The sequence below is a fragment of the Nostoc sp. genome (assembly GCF_036919575.1).
Classification (GTDB): Bacteria; Cyanobacteriota; Cyanobacteriia; order Cyanobacteriales; family Nostocaceae; genus Nostoc.
The window spans coordinates 16,728-35,754 of record NZ_JBALBY010000059.1 but is presented as its reverse complement, the minus strand read 5'-3'; the positions used below and the strand labels follow the sequence as shown (position 1 = coordinate 35,754).

The 19,027-nt window shown below is 43.4% G+C and carries 15 protein-coding genes; 12 read left to right on the top strand and 3 right to left on the bottom strand.

Annotated elements, in window-relative coordinates; genetic code table 11:
* Positions 1-107: 107 nt before the first annotated feature.
* From treZ to V7K27_RS16165, 6 genes are all read left to right on the top strand, one after another.
* Positions 108-1,961 carry a malto-oligosyltrehalose trehalohydrolase gene (gene treZ, locus V7K27_RS16190; protein WP_334948892.1) on the top strand — a complete coding sequence of 618 codons (1,854 nt, stop codon included), beginning with the start codon at positions 108-110 and terminating at the stop codon, positions 1,959-1,961.
* A 362-nt stretch (positions 1,962-2,323) separates the two neighbouring features.
* Complete coding sequence (gene treY, locus V7K27_RS16185) at positions 2,324-5,122, top strand: malto-oligosyltrehalose synthase (RefSeq protein WP_334948890.1); 2,799 nt, start codon at positions 2,324-2,326, stop codon at positions 5,120-5,122.
* 403 nt (positions 5,123-5,525) lie between these two features.
* Entirely contained in the window at positions 5,526-7,043 is a 1,518-nt protein-coding gene (locus V7K27_RS16180) for a trehalase family glycosidase (RefSeq protein ID WP_334948888.1), read from the top strand.
* Positions 7,027-7,203, top strand: a complete 177-nt coding sequence (locus V7K27_RS16175) for a BrnA antitoxin family protein (RefSeq protein WP_334948886.1) — start codon at positions 7,027-7,029, stop codon at positions 7,201-7,203. Before V7K27_RS16180 ends, V7K27_RS16175 begins: the two co-directional genes overlap by 17 nt.
* A 45-nt stretch (positions 7,204-7,248) precedes the next feature.
* Positions 7,249-7,869 (top strand): Uma2 family endonuclease, encoded by a 621-nt coding sequence (locus tag V7K27_RS16170; RefSeq protein ID WP_334948884.1) that lies wholly within the window; start codon positions 7,249-7,251, stop codon positions 7,867-7,869.
* Between the two features lie 43 nt (positions 7,870-7,912).
* Positions 7,913-8,560, top strand: a complete 648-nt coding sequence (locus V7K27_RS16165; RefSeq protein WP_334948882.1) for a DUF938 domain-containing protein — start codon at positions 7,913-7,915, stop codon at positions 8,558-8,560.
* Between the two features lie 832 nt (positions 8,561-9,392).
* Here V7K27_RS16165 and V7K27_RS16160 read toward each other — a convergent pair.
* Positions 9,393-9,545 (bottom strand): hypothetical protein, encoded by a 153-nt coding sequence (locus tag V7K27_RS16160; protein ID WP_334948880.1) that lies wholly within the window; start codon positions 9,543-9,545, stop codon positions 9,393-9,395.
* A gap of 452 nt (positions 9,546-9,997) precedes the next feature.
* Between V7K27_RS16160 and V7K27_RS16155 the strand changes: the two genes are divergently transcribed.
* The 4 genes from V7K27_RS16155 (at position 9,998) to V7K27_RS16140 (ending at position 14,610) form a co-directional block, all read left to right on the top strand.
* Positions 9,998-11,416: a nicotinate phosphoribosyltransferase gene (locus V7K27_RS16155; RefSeq protein ID WP_334948878.1), complete on the top strand. Its 1,419-nt coding sequence runs from the start codon at positions 9,998-10,000 to the stop codon at positions 11,414-11,416.
* 57 nt (positions 11,417-11,473) lie between these two features.
* Positions 11,474-12,073, top strand: coding sequence for a nicotinate-nucleotide adenylyltransferase (locus V7K27_RS16150; protein WP_334948876.1), 600 nt, complete (start codon positions 11,474-11,476; stop codon positions 12,071-12,073).
* Positions 12,034-12,780: an NUDIX hydrolase gene (locus tag V7K27_RS16145; RefSeq protein WP_334948874.1), complete on the top strand. Its 747-nt coding sequence runs from the start codon at positions 12,034-12,036 to the stop codon at positions 12,778-12,780. Before V7K27_RS16150 ends, V7K27_RS16145 begins: the two co-directional genes overlap by 40 nt.
* Positions 12,781-12,861: 81 nt before the next feature.
* Entirely contained in the window at positions 12,862-14,610 is a 1,749-nt protein-coding gene (locus V7K27_RS16140; protein ID WP_334948872.1) for an NAD+ synthase, read from the top strand.
* Between the two features lie 346 nt (positions 14,611-14,956).
* Here V7K27_RS16140 and V7K27_RS16135 read toward each other — a convergent pair whose 3' ends face one another.
* Complete coding sequence (locus V7K27_RS16135) at positions 14,957-15,421, bottom strand: CYTH domain-containing protein (RefSeq protein ID WP_334948870.1); 465 nt, start codon at positions 15,419-15,421, stop codon at positions 14,957-14,959.
* Positions 15,422-15,516: 95 nt separating this feature from the next.
* On the opposite strand from V7K27_RS16135, the gene V7K27_RS16130 reads away from it, so the two are divergent.
* On the top strand, positions 15,517-16,647 hold the full coding sequence (locus tag V7K27_RS16130; protein WP_334948868.1) for a WD40 repeat domain-containing protein: 1,131 nt from the start codon (positions 15,517-15,519) through the stop codon (positions 16,645-16,647).
* Positions 16,648-16,790: 143 nt separating this feature from the next.
* Here the strand turns inward: V7K27_RS16130 and V7K27_RS16125 are convergent, their stop codons facing one another.
* On the bottom strand, positions 16,791-17,438 hold the full coding sequence (locus tag V7K27_RS16125) for a TetR/AcrR family transcriptional regulator (RefSeq protein WP_334948866.1): 648 nt from the start codon (positions 17,436-17,438) through the stop codon (positions 16,791-16,793).
* Positions 17,439-17,560: 122 nt separating this feature from the next.
* On the opposite strand from V7K27_RS16125, the gene V7K27_RS16120 reads away from it, so the two are divergent.
* The gene (locus tag V7K27_RS16120) at positions 17,561-18,931 is read left to right on the top strand and encodes an HlyD family secretion protein (RefSeq protein WP_334948864.1); all 1,371 of its coding nucleotides are present in this window, start codon (positions 17,561-17,563) and stop codon (positions 18,929-18,931) included.
* The last annotated feature ends 96 nt before the right edge of the window (positions 18,932-19,027 follow it).

Here is a 19,027-nt window from a genome sequence, read left to right as displayed (position 1 = left end):
CAACCATTATGCTATCTGGCGCGTTTGTAAACATTGTGCAATCAATGACATTTACAGTCGTCATGCCGCAATTCGGCACAACATAGAATCTGATGGGAGGATACTGCGTGAGAATTGGTGCTAACTACTTGGGTGACGGAGAGTGTGAATTTACAGTTTGGTCGCCGCTATTAGATAGCGTGACGGTACAAATTTTGGCGCCAGAACAGCAGTTAATTCCCCTCAAGCCTCAGTCTGAGGGATACTGGCACACGAAAGTCAACGATGTCTATCCAGGTACGCTTTATCGGTATGTCTTGAATGGCCAAGACACTTTTCCTGATCCGGCATCGCAGTATCAACCGGAAGGCGTGCATGGGGCTTCTCAAATTATCGATCAACAGTTTGAGTGGACTGATGAAGCCTGGGCGGGTATTCCTGTGGAGTCGATGATTTTCTACGAACTCCACGTTGGCACATTCACGCCGGAAGGAACTTTCACCGCGATCATTTCCCGCTTACCGGAACTCAGGGAACTGGGAATTAACGCCATTGAAATCATGCCGATCGCTCAGTTTCCGGGAGATACTCATATTGAGGCAACTCTTGCATACCGCAACTGGGGCTATGACGGCGTTTATCCCTTTGCTGTCCAAAATTCCTACGGTAGCCCAGCCGAACTCAAGCAACTGGTAAATGCTTGCCACCAACATAATATCGCCGTAGTGTTGGATGTGGTGTATAACCACTTTGGGCCAGAAGGCAACTACATGAGTCAGTTTGCGCCCTACTTTACTAAAACCTACAAAACGCCGTGGGGCGAAGCGCTGAATTTCGATGACGCCCATAGTCAAGGTGTGCGAAACTATTTCATCGAAAATGCGCTTTACTGGTTGGGTGAATTTCACATTGATGCATTGCGACTGGATGCTATTCAAGCAATTTACGACTTGGGAGCCAAGCATTTTTTGTGGGAATTGGCGGAAGCGGTTCATCATTTTTCACAACAAGGGCAAAAATGGAAACGCCATTTAATCGCCGAAAGTGATTTAAATAATCCGCAAATCATTCGTCCGGTAGAATTGGGTGGATATGGACTCGATGCTCAATGGAGTGATGATTTTCACCATGCATTGCATACACTCTTGACAGGCGATCGCCAAGGATATTATCAAGATTTTGGGAAATGTGCTGATCTGGCGAAAGCTTATAGTGATACTTTTGTCTACGATTGGAAATACTCGCCCGATCGCAAACGTTTTCATGGCATATCTTGCCGCGATCGCTCTTTATCACAGTTTACAGTCTGCATCCAGAATCACGATCAAATCGGCAATCAAATGAAAGGAGAACGCCTCACCCAGCGCATCTCTTTTGAAGGATTAAAGTTAGCTGCTGGCGCTGTGTTGCTTTCCCCCTACTTACCTCTGTTGTTCATGGGAGAAGAATACGGCGAAACAGCACCCTTCATTTACTTTGTCAGTCACTCCGATCCTGATTTAATTCAAGCAGTTCGAGCCGGACGCAAACAAGAATTTGAAGCATTTCACTATGCAGACGATCCCCCAGATCCCGAATCGGCAGAAACTTTCCTCAGTTCTAAACTCAATTGGGAATTACGCAATAATGGTAAGCACAAAGTTCTCTGGGATTGGTATCGCCAGTTAATTAATTTACGCAAGACGCATCCAGCACTTTTAAATCAAGACCGCAATTTCATCGAAGCGACTAGCGATGAACACAAGGAAGTGGTCATCGTCCGTCGTTGGTGCGAATCGAGTGAACTAATTTTTGTGATGAATTTCAATTCGTCTCCAGTCACAGTAACTTTGCCGAGTCCACAGGCTGTTTATCATAAGTTATTAGACTCAGCAGATACCTCATGGTCTGGGACTGGTTCTGAAGCCGCAGAATATCTCTCTGTGGGGCAAGAACTGAGAGTAAAAGCTACCAGTTTGCTGCTATATGAAGGGGGAAGTTAAAGTTTTAATCTCAAAGGCTTAATGTTCAAGCTTTAAGGCTTAATGTTCAAGCTTTAAGGCTTAAGGTTCAAGCTCAAAGGCTTAAGGGACTTTCTCTCGTTCCCATGCAGAGCATGGGAATGGCTGATTAGAGGCTCCGCCTCCAGTCAGATATTGAGTCAGAGACTCAACGAATGCATTCCCATGCAGAGCATGGGAACGAGGAAAGATCCCCCCGCCTGCGGCGACCCCCTTAAAAAGGGGGTAAATAGGAAGTCCCTAAAGCCCCCCAATTTATCGGGGGGTTGGGGGGATCTCCGAAAGCCAAACATATTAACCGAGCAGTATTGCCCCCACTCGCCCATTAACCACTACAAAAAACTATGCGAATTCCTACCGCAACTTATCGAATTCAGTTTACACCTCAGTTTGGCTTTGATAACGCTAAAGCGATCGCGGCTTATCTAGCAGATTTAGGTATTTCCGATTTATATGCTTCCCCGATTTTCAAGGCACGATCGGGGAGTACGCACGGCTACGATATAGTAGATGCCACTCAACTAAACCCAGAATTAGGAACTAATGAATCCTTTGATGCCTTAGTTGGCGAAGTTCAATCCCTTGGTATGGGCTGGTTACAAGATATTGTCCCCAACCACATGGCCTATACCAGCGAAAACCTTTACTTAATGGACATCTTGGAACACGGTCCAGATTCCAGCTATACCGACTACTTTGACCTTTCTTGGAATGCTCCCTTTGGCGATCGCCAAGAGCGAATTCTAGCGCCGCTACTGGGAGACTTCTACGGTGTATCCTTGGAAAACGGACACATTCAACTACAATATGAAGAAAACGGTTTAACTGTAAACTATTACAGCTTAAAACTACCACTGCGGTTAGAGTCTTATACAAAATTTATCACTCATAATCTAGGTAAACTCACGCGCACACTGGGACGCAATCACCCCGATTTTATTAAGCTGTTAGGGATTCTGTATATTCTCAAAAATGTGCCTTCAGAGGTGGCGGGAAAACAGCGAGAAGACCAAATCGCATTTATTAAAGGATTGGTTTGGGAACTTTATACCACAAACGATGCCATCCGCGAGTTCATTGACGAAAATATCGAAACTTTCAACGGCGAAGTGGGTAATTCCGATAGTTTCAACCTCCTAGATGACTTACTGAAAGACCAGTTTTACCGTCTCGCCTTCTGGAAAGTTGGGGCGGAGGAAATGAACTACCGCCGTTTCTTTACTGTCAATGAATTGATTTCCGTTAAAGTTGAAGAACGGCGGGTTTTTAATAATACCCACAGCCTCATTCACAAGCTAGTTGAGGAGGGCAAATTTACAGGTTTACGCATTGACCACATTGATGGGCTTTATAACCCAATCCAGTATCTCGAAAGGCTGCGGGAAAAGACAGGTGATGTTTATATCACCGTTGAGAAGATTTTAGAACTCACCGAAGAATTACCGGAAAATTGGGGAATTGAAGGTACATCGGGATATGACTTTCTCAACTATGTAAATGGCGTATTTTGTCAATCGGAAAATCAATCACAATTCGATAAAATCTACTATAACTTTATCGGCTCACGAGTAGATTATGCAACCATTGTCAAGGAGAAAAAGCACCTAATCTTAGAAAAGAATTTAGCCGGAGATATTGACAATCTGGCAGTTTTGTTAAAGAATGTTTCCAGTAAATATCGCTATGCTAATGATTTTACGCTGAATGGATTAAAAAGAGCGATCGCGGAAGTTTTGACACTGTTCCCGATTTACCGCACCTATATTACGCCAGACGGAATTGGGGATAGCGATCGCGCGACGATTCAAAAAGTAATTTACCAAGCCAAAGAACAAGCGCCTCTGTTGCAGCACGAATTGACCTTTATTGAAAAGTTAATGCTACTAGAGTTTGATAATTCTCTGACTCAAACAGAACGCGATCAGTGGATATATTTTGTCTTACGAATGCAGCAATATAGCGGTCCCCTAATGGCGAAAGGCGTAGAAGACACCACATTATATGTTTACAATCGGTTACTGTCCCTGAATGAAGTGGGGGGTAATCCCGGTCATTTTGGGATTTCAGTAAGCAAATTTCATGCCTTTAACCAACAGCACCAGACAACCTGGCCTCACACAATGAACACCACAGCTACCCACGACACCAAACGCGGTGAAGATGTGCGGGCTAGGTTGAATGTCCTCTCAGAAATCCCCGAAGAGTGGGAACAGCAGGTAAATACTTGGAGCGCCATTAATCGAGGATACCGCAGCGATCGCCACGGATTCGCAATACCCGATCGCAACGATGAGTATTTTCTCTATCAAACCTTGGTGGGGGCGTTTCCCTTTGGGGAAGATGAAGATACGTCCTTTGTGGAACGGGTGAAAGACTATATAATTAAGGCAATTCGAGAAGCAAAAGTGCATACAGCATGGTTGCGACCTGATAGCGAGTACGAAGAGGCTTGTACCTCCTTTATTGAGAAAGTACTTGATCCTGCCATCTCCGGGGAATTTCTAGAAGTTTTTCGCCCCTTTCAAGGGCGAATTGCAGCCTATGGTATATTCAATTCCCTTTCCCAAACTCTCCTGAAGATTACCGCTCCCGGCGTACCCGACTTTTACCAGGGAACAGAACTTTGGGAACTAAGTTTAGTTGATCCAGACAATCGCCGTCCCGTGGATTTTGAACAGAGACGTACTTACTTAAGCACCATCCGCGAGGAAGTAAAAATAGACATTCTCCGACTAATTCAAGAATTATTAAACCACAAAACAGACGGCAGAATTAAACTATTTTTAACGGCTCAATTACTCCAAGCCAGAACAAACTACGTTTCATTATTCCAGGACGGCGACTATTTACCGTTAGAAGTTCAAGGAACCCACGCCAATCACATAATCGCCTTTGCGCGGCGGGAGGGAAATCAAACAGCGATCGCGATCGCGCCTCGTTTTCTAACCAGCCTCATCCAGCCGGAAGAAAACCCCTTGGGCGAGTCAGTTTGGCAAGATACGCACTTGCAACTACCCCCTGGAACTTCCCCCACCTGGAAAAACGTCATCACTCAACAACCCTTACAGGCTACAGAAACATTATCGATCGCAGCCGCCCTCGCCCATTTTCCAGTAGCCCTATTAATTAGTACTGCTGATTGAATGGGGAGTGGGGAGTGGGGAAACTAAGCCGCTTAAAACCTTCTCTTTCTTCTCTTCCTTTGCGTTCTTTGCGTCCTTTGCGGATCGTTAAAAAAAATTGACTTTGACAAAGAGTTAAGCTTTAACTAAACCGTATCGGCTTAAAACCAAGTTTTCTATCTCTAGTTTTCTCTTCTGTTCCCTACTCCCTACTCCCTACTCCCTACTCCCGCACGGTTCGGTTAAGGCAAGAGACGCGATAAATCGCCGTCTCTACAAAGGACTGATTATTGTAAAGACGGCCATTTATCGCGTCTTTGCGATCTCGGACGTGTCATTAAAAAACCCTATCCGAACCGTATTGCCTACTCCCCTACTCCCGCCCGGAAGGGTTGTAAAAACTTTGCGTTAAAAAATTAAAAAAATGACCACTCCACCAACACCTACCCCCGCAGAAATTGACGCCGTGCGATCGCACATCAAAAAAACGTGGAAAACCTTAACGCGATCGCACGAACACTTATTACAATCTGCCAAAGATACCAAGCTAGACCACAAAACCGAGACTCCCTGGCTCGTCTACATTTCCCCCCAAGAAGATTGTCCCAACGTTCAGAGTGTGTTGGAGCGATCGCTATCTCCCAAAGATATGCAAAGAATTGAAATTCGCACTTTACCATCGGAAGTCGAAGCGATTAAAGAGCATGGATTATTATACCTACCAGGGCCTTATGTGGTACCCGGTGGGCGCTTTAACGAAATGTATGGCTGGGACAGCTACTTTATATTACTGGGACTTTTGCGCGATCAAGAATGGGATTTAGCCCTAAGCCAGGTAGACCAATTGCTATACCAGGTGCAGCATTATGGCACCATCCTGAATTCCAACCGAACTTATATGCTGTCGCGATCGCAGCCTCCAGTCCTCAGCATGATGGTTTTGGCGTTATTCCAGCACACCCAGGATGAAGAGTGGTTAAGGTCAACCGTACCGCTTTTAGAGCAATTTTACTATTATTGGGTAGTACCGCCCCATCTGAATTCTGCAACAGGGTTATCTAGATTCTATGCCCTTGGCGAAGGAGCCGCGCCAGAAGTTTTGTTCTCCGAGCGGGATGAGGAGGGAAAAAGCCATTACGATCGCGTCAAGGAATATTACCAAACCTTTGAAGTTGAAGATTATGATGTTAATCTTTACTACGATCGCGAAAATGACGAACTGACCAATTTATTTTACAAGGGCGATCGCACCATGCGCGAGTCCGGTTTTGATATCACCAACCGATTTGGCCCCTTCAGTGCTGATATCTTGCACTACGCTCCTGTGTGCCTCAACAGTTTGTTGTATCAGATGGAGCAAGATTTGGCGCAAATTAACGATATTTTGGGGAACGAAGAACTGCAACAGCAATGGCGCGATCGTGCAGATATCCGCCGCGATCGGATCGATCAGTATCTCTGGGATGAAGAACAGGGACTATATCTAGACTATAATTTCCAGAGTGGAGAACGCCGCCGCTACGAATTTGCTACCACCTTCTATCCTCTGTGGCTGGGAATTGCTTCTGTTGTCCAAGCCCAGCGCGTCGTTGAAAATCTCTCTTTGTTTGAAGCCCCAGGCGGAATCTTGACCAGTACTCGTGTCACCGGAAACCAGTGGGATGCACCCTTTGGTTGGGCACCACTGACATTAATTGCCGTCCAGGGACTTCACCGCTATGGGTATCATCTAGAAGGCGATCGCATTGCCAACAAATTCCTAGCTATGGTAATTAAAGAATTCGGGCGTCACAACACCATAGTTGAGAAATATGATGTTGAACGTTGTTCTGCTAACGTTTCCTACGAAATCTCCTTTGGATATAGTTCTAACGAAATTGGTTTCGGCTGGACAAATGGAGTTATTCTGGAACTTTTAGCAGCCGGTGGGAAAAAAGTTTAAACAAAAAGGCGTGAGTTTTTTCCTCACGCCTTTATCTGAAGCCACATTAATTCAACTAGATCAAGATATTCTGGATTGGTTTAAAAGCAAAGGAAAAGGCTACCAATCTCTAATTAACTCTGCTCTTTGCTCTTATATTGAGCATAATTCATCACTATAACGCCTTACCTTACTGGCTCCTACCAAATCATCAGGAATAATCACAATGGTTCAATCAGCCCCAAAAGTTCTCGCCGTTGATGAATTTATTAGCCAGTACGGTGAGTGCGATCGCTATGAATTAATTGATGGTGAATTAATTGAGATGGAACCAACTGGACTACACGAGCAAGTATCTGCATTTATTGGGCGAAAACTGAATGTAGAAATAGATCGTCAGGATCTAAGCTACTTTATCCCCCATCGCTGTCTAATCAAACTATTAGGAACAGAAACAGCTTTTCGTCCCGATGCGATCGTGTTAGACCAAACTCAATTAATTAATGAACCATTATGGCAAAAACAACCCATAATTACATTAGGAAACTCAATTAAACTGATTGCTGAAATTGTTAGCACAAACTGGCAGAACGATTACGCCCGCAAAGCTGAAGATTACGCCCTGTTAGGAGTTCCTGAATATTGGATTGTTGATTATCTGGGTATTGGTGGCAGAGAATATATTGGCAAACCCAAACAGCCAACGGTAACAATTTGTACTCTAATAGAAGATGAGTATGAAAAACAGTTATATCAAAACAACGATCAACTTATTTCCTCAATCTTTCCCAACTTGCAACTAACGGTACAACAAATCTTTACGGCTGGGCGATCTGTCATTGAGTGAAATGATATAAGATGCCGTCAGATTTTATAATTTAACGATACGGATGACACCACAAGACGCACGACAATACGCACCAGCAACCCAGCGCAATAGCGAACCAATTATAGAAGTACTTTTACAAGTGTTGCCAAAGAGTGGCACAATATTGGAAATAGCAAGTGGTGCTGGCGAACATGCAGTATTTTTTGCCCCCAAACTCAGTCCTCGTTCGTGGTTGCCAACAGATGCAAATCCCCAATTACGAGCCAGCATTACTGCATGGGCTGAACACTTTGGCTATTCTAATCTTTATCCACCGCTTGAGCTTGATGTCAGAGAACCAGTTTGGGCAGTCGAGAATCGTGCATCTGATTGGCTTAATCGGGAGCCAATTGTCGCGATCGTCAACATCAATATGATTCACATTTCACCGTGGTCAGCCTGTCTAGGACTAATGGCAGGGGCAGGTCGAATCTTACCCGCAGGAGGTATCCTCTATTTATATGGGCCTTTTAAACAAGGTGGAGAACATACAGCAGCTAGTAATGCAGCTTTTGACGAATCTTTACGCGCCCAAAATCCAGAGTGGGGTGTACGTAACTTGGATGATGTTGTCGCAGTAGCTAGCGCCCAAAATCTTACCTTGAAACAGACTTACCAAATGCCAGCAAATAATCTTTCAGTAGTGTTTGAACGTTCTGCTAATGAATAATTCTTAGAGAGCCAGTCCACTAATATATATATGTTGACAAAAATGAAGCAAGTGGCATCAGAGGCTTTGATTTTTGCTCGCCTTCCCTACCAGGGAAAGGCAGGGTGGTTTCAGACAAACAGAGAAAAACTCTAACTAGCTTTCTCATTGCCTCTCTCCGCTTGCCTGACGGCAGGCTGACGCCAACGGGGAGAGGGGTCAAAATCTATGCTTATACACGAAAAATAAAGACTTCCATATTTTTCTTTTTTCGGATGAAACCACCCTGTCTGTTAATCGGCGGTTAAACCAATTCGCAATTCGCTTTTTCTTAATAGAGCCTCCGGCACGCTACGCGAACGCAATTACGTTTTGTAACGTTCGCGGAGTATAAAGCCTAGCTTGTAGGTTGGGTGGAGGCTTTGCGTAACCCAACATCCTAATAATCAGTTGGGTTGCGCTCCGCTCCACCCAACCTACGTCTAATGCTGAGAAGTCAAGTTAATATAATTCGTAAAATTCATATTTTTAATTGCAAATGAACAACGAGAACCCCGACTTCTTGAAGAAGTCGGGGTTCTGAGCCTCTCGGTGGAAAGTAAATCAAATAGGATTGCTATATTAAGTAAGTGGACAAGAATAAATCAAACTATGTTACACAATTTGAATTTAATTAAATTCACTCGTTTTAAACGGCTCTAGCCGCTTACTACAAACCTTTAATTATTCACGCCCACTTACTTAGGACTCCAGTTTGATTCATGAAACCTTTTTTAGAGAAAAGCCTTGCTGGACAAAGATTTCAGTCTCAGCATACTTGTAATTATTCAAGTTGGATTCTTATATTTAGCACCTACGAATTCTCATCTTTACGCTTATCATAAGGCTCACCTTTAAAAGGTTGTACGCCAATATTAGGATAAGCATCATCATTAGGCCCAAAAATCCGCATTGCAGCTTCAGAAATATACTTGGTTATGTTCGCAATGATTTTGGAAATAGCCATAGTATTAGACTCCTTATTTTCGAGTCGCTTTAATTGTGATACCTACTACTCTAATGCTGATATTCAAGACTTGCTCTAATTCTCAATATATTGAGATTATACGCAATGTTTATTCAGATAACTTCGCAATTCTTTAGTTTGTCAAAAAGTCTAAATTTTCTCACTTATTCTGATGGTAACATAGTTATTTCTCTAACCCCAGTCTGGCAAAGAGACTAGTAAACAAACTTTCTCTAACAGGATATTATTTCCTTTATTAACTCCCTTGTCAAATCAACATTATTGCTAGCTATTACTATTAAAAAATATTAAGTATTTTATGAAGTTAGGATTAATTTGCCTGTAAATCTACGGTTTTGCAGCAATCTCTGAAATATATTCGCCGGGAGTTGACATTATTTATGGTAATAGTTACCATAAATAGCAGAAGCATCTTGTAAGGAAGCTCTTGGATGACAACTTTTTTGCCAGATTTGGACTATGTACATAAACAGCAAAGCCAGCAGAACCAGGAACTAAACTTCTCTGCGGATGACTACAGCTTGCTGACCGACCTTTATCAGTTGACGATGGCAGCTTGTTACACAGGTGAAGGTATAGAAGAACGACGGGCAAGCTTTGAATTGTCTGTCAGGCGATTGCCAGAGGGTTTTGGTTATTTAATTGCAATGGGGCTGACGCAGGCATTGGAATATTTAGCCAAATTCCGCTTTAATGCTTCGCAAATTGCGGCATTACAGGCAACGGGAATTTTTGCTCACGCAAGCGATCGCTTTTGGTCATTGCTAGCCCAGGGAAAGTTTACGGGTGATGTTTGGGCAGTACCGGAAGGGACAGCCGTCTTTGCCAATCAACCACTCTTGCGGATAGAAGCACCCCTTTGGCAAGCGCAACTAGTGGAAACTTACCTCCTGAATACGATTAATTACCAGACTTTGATTGCCACAAAAGCAGCGCGATCGCGGGATGTAGCGGGGGAGAAAGCAACACTTTTAGAATTTGGGACACGACGAGCATTTAGTCCCCAGGCTGCTTTGTGGGCAGCGCGGGCGGCGTTGGCAGGTGGGTTAGATGCCACTTCCAATGTGTTAGCGGCGCTACAACTGGGAGAAAAGCCAAGTGGTACGATGGCACACGCCTTAGTGATGGCGTTCTCAGCAATTGAAGGCACTGAAGAACAAGCTTTTAGTGCATTTCATCGATATTTTCCGGGTGCGCCATTGCTGATTGATACTTATGATACCGTTGCTGCTGCCCAGCGCTTGGCTGAAAAAGTCAATTCCGGGGAAATGCAATTGTCAGGTGTGCGATTGGACTCAGGAGATTTAGTTACCTTATCAAAACAGGTGCGATCGCTCCTTCCCGGTGTGCCAATTTTTGCTAGTGGCGATTTGGACGAGTGGGAAATTGCAAGGCTAAAAGCTGCTGGCGCCGAGATTGATGGTTATGGGCTGGGAACGCGACTAGTTACAGGTTCGCCCGTAAATGGAGTTTATAAACTTGTAGACATTGATGGTATCCCAGTGATGAAGCAGTCAAGTGGTAAAGTTACTTATCCAGGGCGCAAGCAGATTTTTCGCTCGTTTACGGGAGGTAAGGTAAAAGCAGACAGGTTGGGACTTTTAGATGAAATTCCTCTGGAAGAAGAACCTTTGTTGCAGTTGGTAGTCCAAGAAGGTGAACGAGTGCAGGCGTTGGAGTCGTTGGCAACAATTCGTCAGCGTACCGCCGCCTCAGTTGCCAGTTTGCCACAACAGACACGGCGTTTAGATCATCCGATCTCGGTGCAGGTGGAAATTTCTACTGCACTGCAAGAGTTGACGGAGAAGACTAAGAAACGAACCGCAGAGGCGCAGAGAACACAGAGGTAAAAGTACTCTTTCAGTCTGTCTTAATTACGAATTACGAATTACGAATTACGAATTACTATGAGAATTGCTTTGTTTGGTACTAGTGCCGATCCACCAACTGCTGGACATCAGGCGATTCTGAATTGGTTGTCTGAGCGTTATGATTGGGTGGCGGTTTGGGCAGCAGATAATCCATTTAAGTCCCATCAAACACCCTTAGAGCATCGGGCGGCAATGCTGCAACTTTTGATTGCGGATATAGACGCGCCACGGCATAATATTGCTTTGGAACAAAAATTGAGTAGCTTTAGAACACTGGAAACAGTGGAAAAAGCGAAGCTAACTTGGGGTGAGGATGCGGAATTGACGTTGATCGTTGGTTCAGATTTACTGAGTCAGTTACCACGTTGGTATCACATTGAAGATTTGTTACAGGAAGTGCAACTACTGATCGTGCCGCGACCGGGATATGCAATAGATGAATCTAGTTCAGAGGTAGTGCAAAAGCTGGGAGGGAAAATTGCGATCGCCTCTTTTACTGGTTTAGATGTTTCCTCAACAGCGTACCGCGAACATGGAGATTCTGAAGCCCTCACTCCCCCTGTAGTTGCCTATATTAATCGAGAGCATTTGTACAAATGCCAGGACATTCCCAAAAAAAGATACCAACTCCGCTAAACCAACAACCTTTGGCCGATTTCAAGGTTGGTGTTGATAATGTGATTTTTTCTGTAGATACTGCCCAAAATCGGCTGTTAGTTCTATTAGTAATGCGACAGCAAGAACCATTTTTAAATCATTGGAGTCTTCCCGGTACTTTGGTGCGTCCAGGTGAGTCTTTAGAGGATGCCGCCTATCGCATTATGGCGGAGAAAATTAAGGTCAACAATCTCTATTTAGAACAGCTATATACATTTGGCGGGCCAAATCGCGATCCACGGGAAGCAACCGATAGTTATGGTGTGCGTTATCTATCAGTTAGTTACTTTGCCCTAGTGCGATTTGAGGAAGCCGAATTAATTGCCGATCGCATGACTGGTATAGCTTGGTATCCGGTAAAAGAAGTGCCACAATTAGCTTTTGATCATAATGAAATTCTGGCCTATGGACACAGGCGATTGCGAAATAAATTAGAGTATAGTCCGGTGGCTTTTGAAGTCTTACCAGAAATGTTCACCTTAAATGATTTATATCAGTTATACGCCACAGTTTTAGGTGACAATTTTTCCGATTATTCTAATTTTCGGGCGCGTCTACTCAAGTTAGGTTTTTTATGCGATACCGGAATTAAGGTATCACGAGGTGCTGGACGTCCAGCTAGTTTGTATAAGTTTGATGCCGAAGCTTTTGCTCCTTTAAAAGATAAACCTTTAGTGTTTATTTAAGTAATTGTTACCCAAAGTCCAGAGTAACTTATTTTGAGCATTTACCAATGACCAATGACCAATGACTAATGACTAAATACAATGAAAATTGCGATCGCTCAAATTAATCCGACAATTGGTGATTTGCTTTTGAATGCCCAAAAAATCCTGGAGGCGGCACAACGAGCAGCATCTAGCGGTGCGCGTTTGTTGTTGACACCAGAACTTTCTCTGTGTGGCTATCCACCAAGAGATTTATTACTAAATCCCAGTTTTGTGGAAGCAATGGGCATCACTTTACAAAACTTAGCGCGGGATTTGCCGCCAAATTTAGCTGTGTTGGTAGGAACTGTTGAACAGAACCTCAAAGCGTCTATTAGTGGCGGTAAAACTTTATTTAATAGCATAGCTTTGTTAGAGAATGGCAAGGTCAAGCAACTTTTTCACAAGCGACTTTTGCCTACTTACGATGTATTCGATGAACGTCGCTATTTTGAACCAGGATTGCAGGCTAATTATTTCACTCTAGATAATATCCATATTGGCGTAACTATTTGCGAAGATTTATGGAATGATGAGGAATTTTGGGGCAAACGTAGTTATGCAGTGAATCCGATTGCTGACTTAGCAATTCTGGGTGTAGATTTGGTTGTAAATTTGTCTGCTTCCCCCTACACGGTCGGCAAACACCACTTTCGAGAAAAAATACTCAGACATAGTGCAGTCCGTTTTCAACAACCGATTATTTACGCTAATCAGGTTGGCGGAAATGATGACCTAATTTTTGATGGGCGTAGTTTTGCCTTGAATCGTCAAGGTGAAATTATGTGTCGCGCCCGTGGTTTTGACACCGATTTAGTGGTGGTCGAATTTGACGAAGCGCAACGAGATTTACAGTTAGGTTCTGTAGCACCTGTGTATGAATCGGAAGATGAAGAAATTTGGCAAGCTTTGGTTTTGGGAGTGCGAGATTATGCTCGTAAGTGTCGCTTTTCTAAAGTAGTGTTGGGTTTAAGTGGCGGGATTGACTCGGCGATAGTAGCTGCGATCGCAGCTGCTGCACTTGGTAAAGAAAATGTCCTCGGTGTTCTCATGCCTTCCCCTTATAGTTCTGAGCATTCCATTAGTGATGCTATGGCATTAGCCGAAAATTTGGGGATTAAGACTAATCTTTTACCAATTGGGGAGTTAATGCAAGGCTTTGATCGCACTTTAGGCGATTTGTTTGCGGGTACAGAGTTTGGACTGGCTGAGGAGAATATACAATCTCGGATTCGGGGTAATTTATTAATGGCGATCGCTAATAAGTTTGGCTATCTGCTTTTATCTACTGGTAACAAGTCAGAAATGGCAGTTGGTTACTGTACCCTCTACGGCGACATGAATGGCGGGTTAGCGGTAATTGCAGATGTTCCTAAAACCTGTGTTTATTCACTTTGCCACTGGTTAAATCGCAATAATGAAATCATCCCGCAAAACGTCTTGACTAAACCACCTAGCGCCGAACTGAAACCCGGTCAAGTTGATCAAGATTCTCTACCGCCCTACGAAATTTTGGACGATATTTTGCAACGCCTGATTCACAACCACCAATCAGCAACGCAAATTGTTACAGCCGGTCACGATCCAATGATTGTAAACCGAGTAATCCAAATGGTAGCGCGGGCTGAATTTAAACGGCGACAAGCACCCCCAGGCTTGAAAATCACCGATCGCGCCTTTGGAACTGGTTGGCGAATGCCAATTGCTAGTAACTGGGTTGGTATCAAAAACGCTTACCAAACTCAAACCATAGCTACACCTACCTTAGTCTGTTGGGATGGACAAAATGCCCATCCGCAAATCAAGTAATTAGTGATGCTAACCACAGTTGAATTAGTTGGAGATTTATACACCAACTAATTCAATTAGCGGGACTTCCAAAAAAAATACTTAAACCACATCTATTTTGGGAACCATAGTTTTAAAAGTAGTGGGAGCATCTTGCTCCCGTATTGTAGTAGCGGGCAAGATGCCCGCACTACTCCAGGTTTCAAAATGGACGAGGTTTAACTACTTATTGTGCAATACAGTTCAGTTAATAATTTTTTTCTTCTCTCTCTGTGTCCTCTGCGCCTCTGCGGTTCGTAAAAAAAATGACTTTGACAAAGAGTGCTAGCCTTAACTTAACCTTAGCATCTCACCAATATTTCAGCCATTACCATTGTGAAAAAGGGTGTTTTACCAAATTGCTGTTGAAATATCTGGAATCATCAGAAACTTCTTCTCCAATCCAGGTTGGTAGTTCAATTTGTTGGTTTTCATCACTGAGTTCAACTTCTGCTAATATTAGTCCTTTATTAACACCATCAAACTCATCTATTTCCCAAATCAAACCGCCCGACTCTATTTTATATCTGATTTTTTCTATAAAAGGACGTTCACACAATGTCTCAAGTATTTCTTGAGCATCTTCAACCGGAATTGGATACTCAAACTCTAATCTCGAATATTTGATATTGGGGCCTTTAATGGTCAAATAACTTTTTTCCCCGACTATACGTATACGTACAGTCGCTTTGTCTTGTGTGGCAATGTATCCTTGACGATATACATTACCTTCAGCTAATCCTCTCCAGCTATCTCCTCTGACTAAATATTTACGCTCTATTTCTTTCGCCATTCTATTTATTTGCTTTTATCTAAGAATATACACTAACAAATGGTTGTAGTTTATCAGATGGGATGCGATCGCGTGTAGGCATCGCACCCGATTAAATGGGAACACTATTAATAATTGCGTTCCTCACCGCCATGAAATTATTGAATTACCTCAAATCCAAACCAGCGATTACAGCCTTAGCGATCGCACTAACCATCACTGTTATTAATGTACATTCTTCCAGTTCAATTCCTCCCATTGCTAGGAGTACAATTACTCAGTCGCAATCACATATTCAACTTGTTCACACACTGACCGCGCATAAAAAAGTAACTTTTGGTGTTCCAGCAGTTGTGATTAGCCCGGATGGGCAAACCCTGATTAGTGGAGGTAGAGATGATACAATTAAAATCTGGAATCTACGTAGTGGAAAATTACTGCATAGTTTAGATGCTCACTCAGATGGTGTTACTTCAATTGCGATTAGTCCAGATGGGAAGCGGATTGTAAGTGGTGGGATAACCACCCCAACAATGAAGGTTTGGGATTTACGCACTCAATTAATGCTTACGCTTAACCTCGAAAGTGGACATACCCAGCCAGTAGAAACCGTTGCTATTAGTTCAGATGGTAGATTGATTGCTAGTGGCAGTGATGATCACACAATCAAGCTTTGGGATTTACACACGCTTAAGTTGCTTGATACCATTACTGCACATTCAGAATTTGTGAGTAAGGTTGCATTTAGCCCTGATATGCAAACCCTTGTGAGTGCTGGGGGTGGCAATGACAATACAATTAGGCTGATTTCACTGCAAACTAAAAAAACACGCCATATTCTCAAAGGACACAAAACCCCAGTTGATGCTATTGCCATTACTCCAGATAGCAAAAAGCTCGTCACTGGCAGTTTTGGTCAGCTAGTTTCTGGAAATCGGGCAATTAGCACCCTGAAATTATGGAATCTCCAAACTGGAAAACTGCTGCATGAGTTTACTGACAATTTTAGTTCAATTGATTCTCTTGTCATTAGCCCCGATGGAAAAATTCTGATCTGCGGCAATTTTGATGGCAGTATTAAACTGTGGAGCTTAGAGACTTTCAAACTGTTGCACACCTTTCAAGATGGTTCCAGTTCTGTTTTAGGGCTTGCTCTTAGCCCAGATGGTAAAACTCTCGCTAGTAGCAATGAGGATAGCACTATACATATTTGGCAAATCAACTATAGCGGTTCTCGGACCTTGTGAGGTATAAGAACCCCACCCCCAACCCCCTCCCCGCTCTTCGAGAGGGGGCTAAGATATACCTCATGTGATTAGGAAACGCTATAACTGCATTAGCTATTACCTACAGACGGAAATTTAAACGCCAAAAAAACAGATTTTACGAATCACCTGGAAAGGTATATTTCCGTATTTAGAGACTGGCTCATGACCACATTCATTAAGCTGTCTACGAGGCGATCGCGTGATAAAAACATGAGTTCTTTTCCATACAAAACTTCTTGTATAATCACGTAAGATACCAGCGAACCAAAGAAAATCTGAGCCATTGCTTCTGGGTCGGTAATCCCTAATTCTGGATGAGATACGAAATACTGACTCAGCATTTGCCGACCGCGTTGCACAACCGTTTGGGTATAAAGTTTGGCTAGTTCAGGAAAGTTTTGTGACTCGGTGATAATCAACCGCAACAAGGCCAAATAATCGGGATTATCAGCGACTTTGGTTAAATAAATTTCGGCAACTTGACGCAACAAAATCGCTGGTTCGCCGTGCAATTTTTCTGTGCAAAAAATGCTTTGAAAACAAGCCAGCGTCAACCGTTCTATCAACGCTTTAAACAGCCCTTCTTTATCTTGAAAGTGACTGTATATCGTTTGCTTCGACACTCCAGCTTCTGCGCTGACACGATCCATACTTGTTCTAGCGTAACCCTCCTTCAAAAATACCCGTATAGCTCCTTGCAAGATTTGCTCCTGCTTGGGAGCGATCGCAGGTAAAGGATTTCCTATTTCGGAAGTAGGATTTTTGGACATGAAGAGTAAATTTTTTGACGTATCTCTTGTTTTATCATACTATACAGTCTAGTATTATGACGAATAATTCAGAATTTTCGATTTTCGGTTACAAAATATTTTTTACAATCCAGGGTGCTACCATGACTCAGACTATCCCGACATCCCCGGAAAATCTTAAAGATCCCCCAGTATCGAAGCCGCAGCGCTCCAAGAAACCGATTCCTTTACTGATCGGGGGGGTGCTGGTGGTGGTTGGCATTGGCTACGCTGTGTGGCGCAGTCAACCGCAAGCATCAGTGAATATACTGCAAGTTAGCGGCCGGATTGAGGGTTATGAAACCGAGATTGGGATCAAGCGTTCTGGAAGAATTGAGTCAATTGTCGTGCGAGAAGGGGCAGCAGTTAAAAAGGGGCAAGAGTTAATTAAGTTAGACAACACAGACGATCAATTGCTGCAAGGACAACTGCTTGGTACGCAAGCGAGAGTGACATCTGCTAAGTATGATGAACAGCAGGCAATTTCAGATGTCGAGCAAGTCGCCAGAGAAACTCAAGAAATTAACAGCCAAATTAACGAAGCTAAACTGAATTTTCGGCAGTCCCAAGGGGATACCAAAGGCAGAATTGAGCAGGCACGAGCAAATGTAGCAGCAGCCAGAGCCACATTAGTACAAGCACAAGCGCAAGTTAAACAGGCAGCAGCAGAAGTTAATTTAGCAAAAATCAACCGCGATCGCTATGCCCAATTAGTCAAAGAAGGGGCGATCAATCAACAACAATTCGATCAAGCACAAACCACCCTAGATACAGCAGTAGCAACCCTAGAAGCACGAGTTGCAGCAGTTAATGCCGAACGTCAACAGTTAAGCGCTACATCCGGGGCTTTAACTCAAGCTCAAACTACAGGTTTCAATCCTGACATTCGCAACGCCCAGTTAACAGCATTAATCAGAAAGCAGCAGCAAAGTGATGCTCAACTTAAATCTGCACAGGCAAAAGTCAACTCTGCCCGTGCAAAAGTCAAAGATGCCCAAGCATCAAATCAGCAAATCCTCACCCAGGTTGCAGACTCCAAAAAAGATTTAAATGTAGTTAGTCCCTTAGATGGAGTAGTGACAGCCCGTAGTGTCGAACCAGGTGCAGTAGTTAGCAGTCAGACTAATATTTTGACAATTGTTGACCCCAAGACACTATATTTTAGAGGTTTTATTCCCGAAGGCGATATTGGCAGAGTGCGTCTAGGACAAACAACGAAAATCTTGATTGATTCTGCGCCAGATAAACCACTAGAAGGTAAAGTAATTGCGATCGATCCGCAAGCTTCATTTACACCAGAGAATATTTACTTTCAAAAAGATCGAGTCAGACAAGTAGTAGGAATTCGGATCAAAGTTCAAAATCCTGATAACTGCTTTAACCCCGAAAATCCTTATACTAAATCAGATTTACCTTGCGCCAAAATGGGGATGCCAGCAGATGCCGAAATCAACCTGAATCCAGAAGTCAGATAACAGAGCAACATTTCATTAATTCCTCCCAAATTCTCCGCGTACCTCTGCGCTTCCCTCCGCGCGACGGCAGTCGCTACAACGGGGGGAACCCCCGCA

Coding starts and splice junctions, on each gene's coding strand:
- V7K27_RS16140 (WP_334948872.1), top strand. CDS start 12,862: ATGAAAATTGCGATCGCTCAAATTAATCCGACAATTGGTGATTTGCTT.
- V7K27_RS16145 (WP_334948874.1), top strand. CDS start 12,034: ATGCCAGGACATTCCCAAAAAAAGATACCAACTCCGCTAAACCAACAA.
- V7K27_RS16180 (WP_334948888.1), top strand. CDS start 5,526: ATGACCACTCCACCAACACCTACCCCCGCAGAAATTGACGCCGTGCGA.
- V7K27_RS16170 (WP_334948884.1), top strand. CDS start 7,249: ATGGTTCAATCAGCCCCAAAAGTTCTCGCCGTTGATGAATTTATTAGC.
- treY (WP_334948890.1), top strand. CDS start 2,324: ATGCGAATTCCTACCGCAACTTATCGAATTCAGTTTACACCTCAGTTT.
- V7K27_RS16130 (WP_334948868.1), top strand. CDS start 15,517: ATGGGAACACTATTAATAATTGCGTTCCTCACCGCCATGAAATTATTG.
- V7K27_RS16150 (WP_334948876.1), top strand. CDS start 11,474: ATGAGAATTGCTTTGTTTGGTACTAGTGCCGATCCACCAACTGCTGGA.
- V7K27_RS16155 (WP_334948878.1), top strand. CDS start 9,998: ATGACAACTTTTTTGCCAGATTTGGACTATGTACATAAACAGCAAAGC.
- V7K27_RS16120 (WP_334948864.1), top strand. CDS start 17,561: ATGACTCAGACTATCCCGACATCCCCGGAAAATCTTAAAGATCCCCCA.
- V7K27_RS16125 (WP_334948866.1), bottom strand. CDS start 17,438: ATGTCCAAAAATCCTACTTCCGAAATAGGAAATCCTTTACCTGCGATC.
- V7K27_RS16135 (WP_334948870.1), bottom strand. CDS start 15,421: ATGGCGAAAGAAATAGAGCGTAAATATTTAGTCAGAGGAGATAGCTGG.
- V7K27_RS16165 (WP_334948882.1), top strand. CDS start 7,913: ATGACACCACAAGACGCACGACAATACGCACCAGCAACCCAGCGCAAT.
- V7K27_RS16160 (WP_334948880.1), bottom strand. CDS start 9,545: ATGGCTATTTCCAAAATCATTGCGAACATAACCAAGTATATTTCTGAA.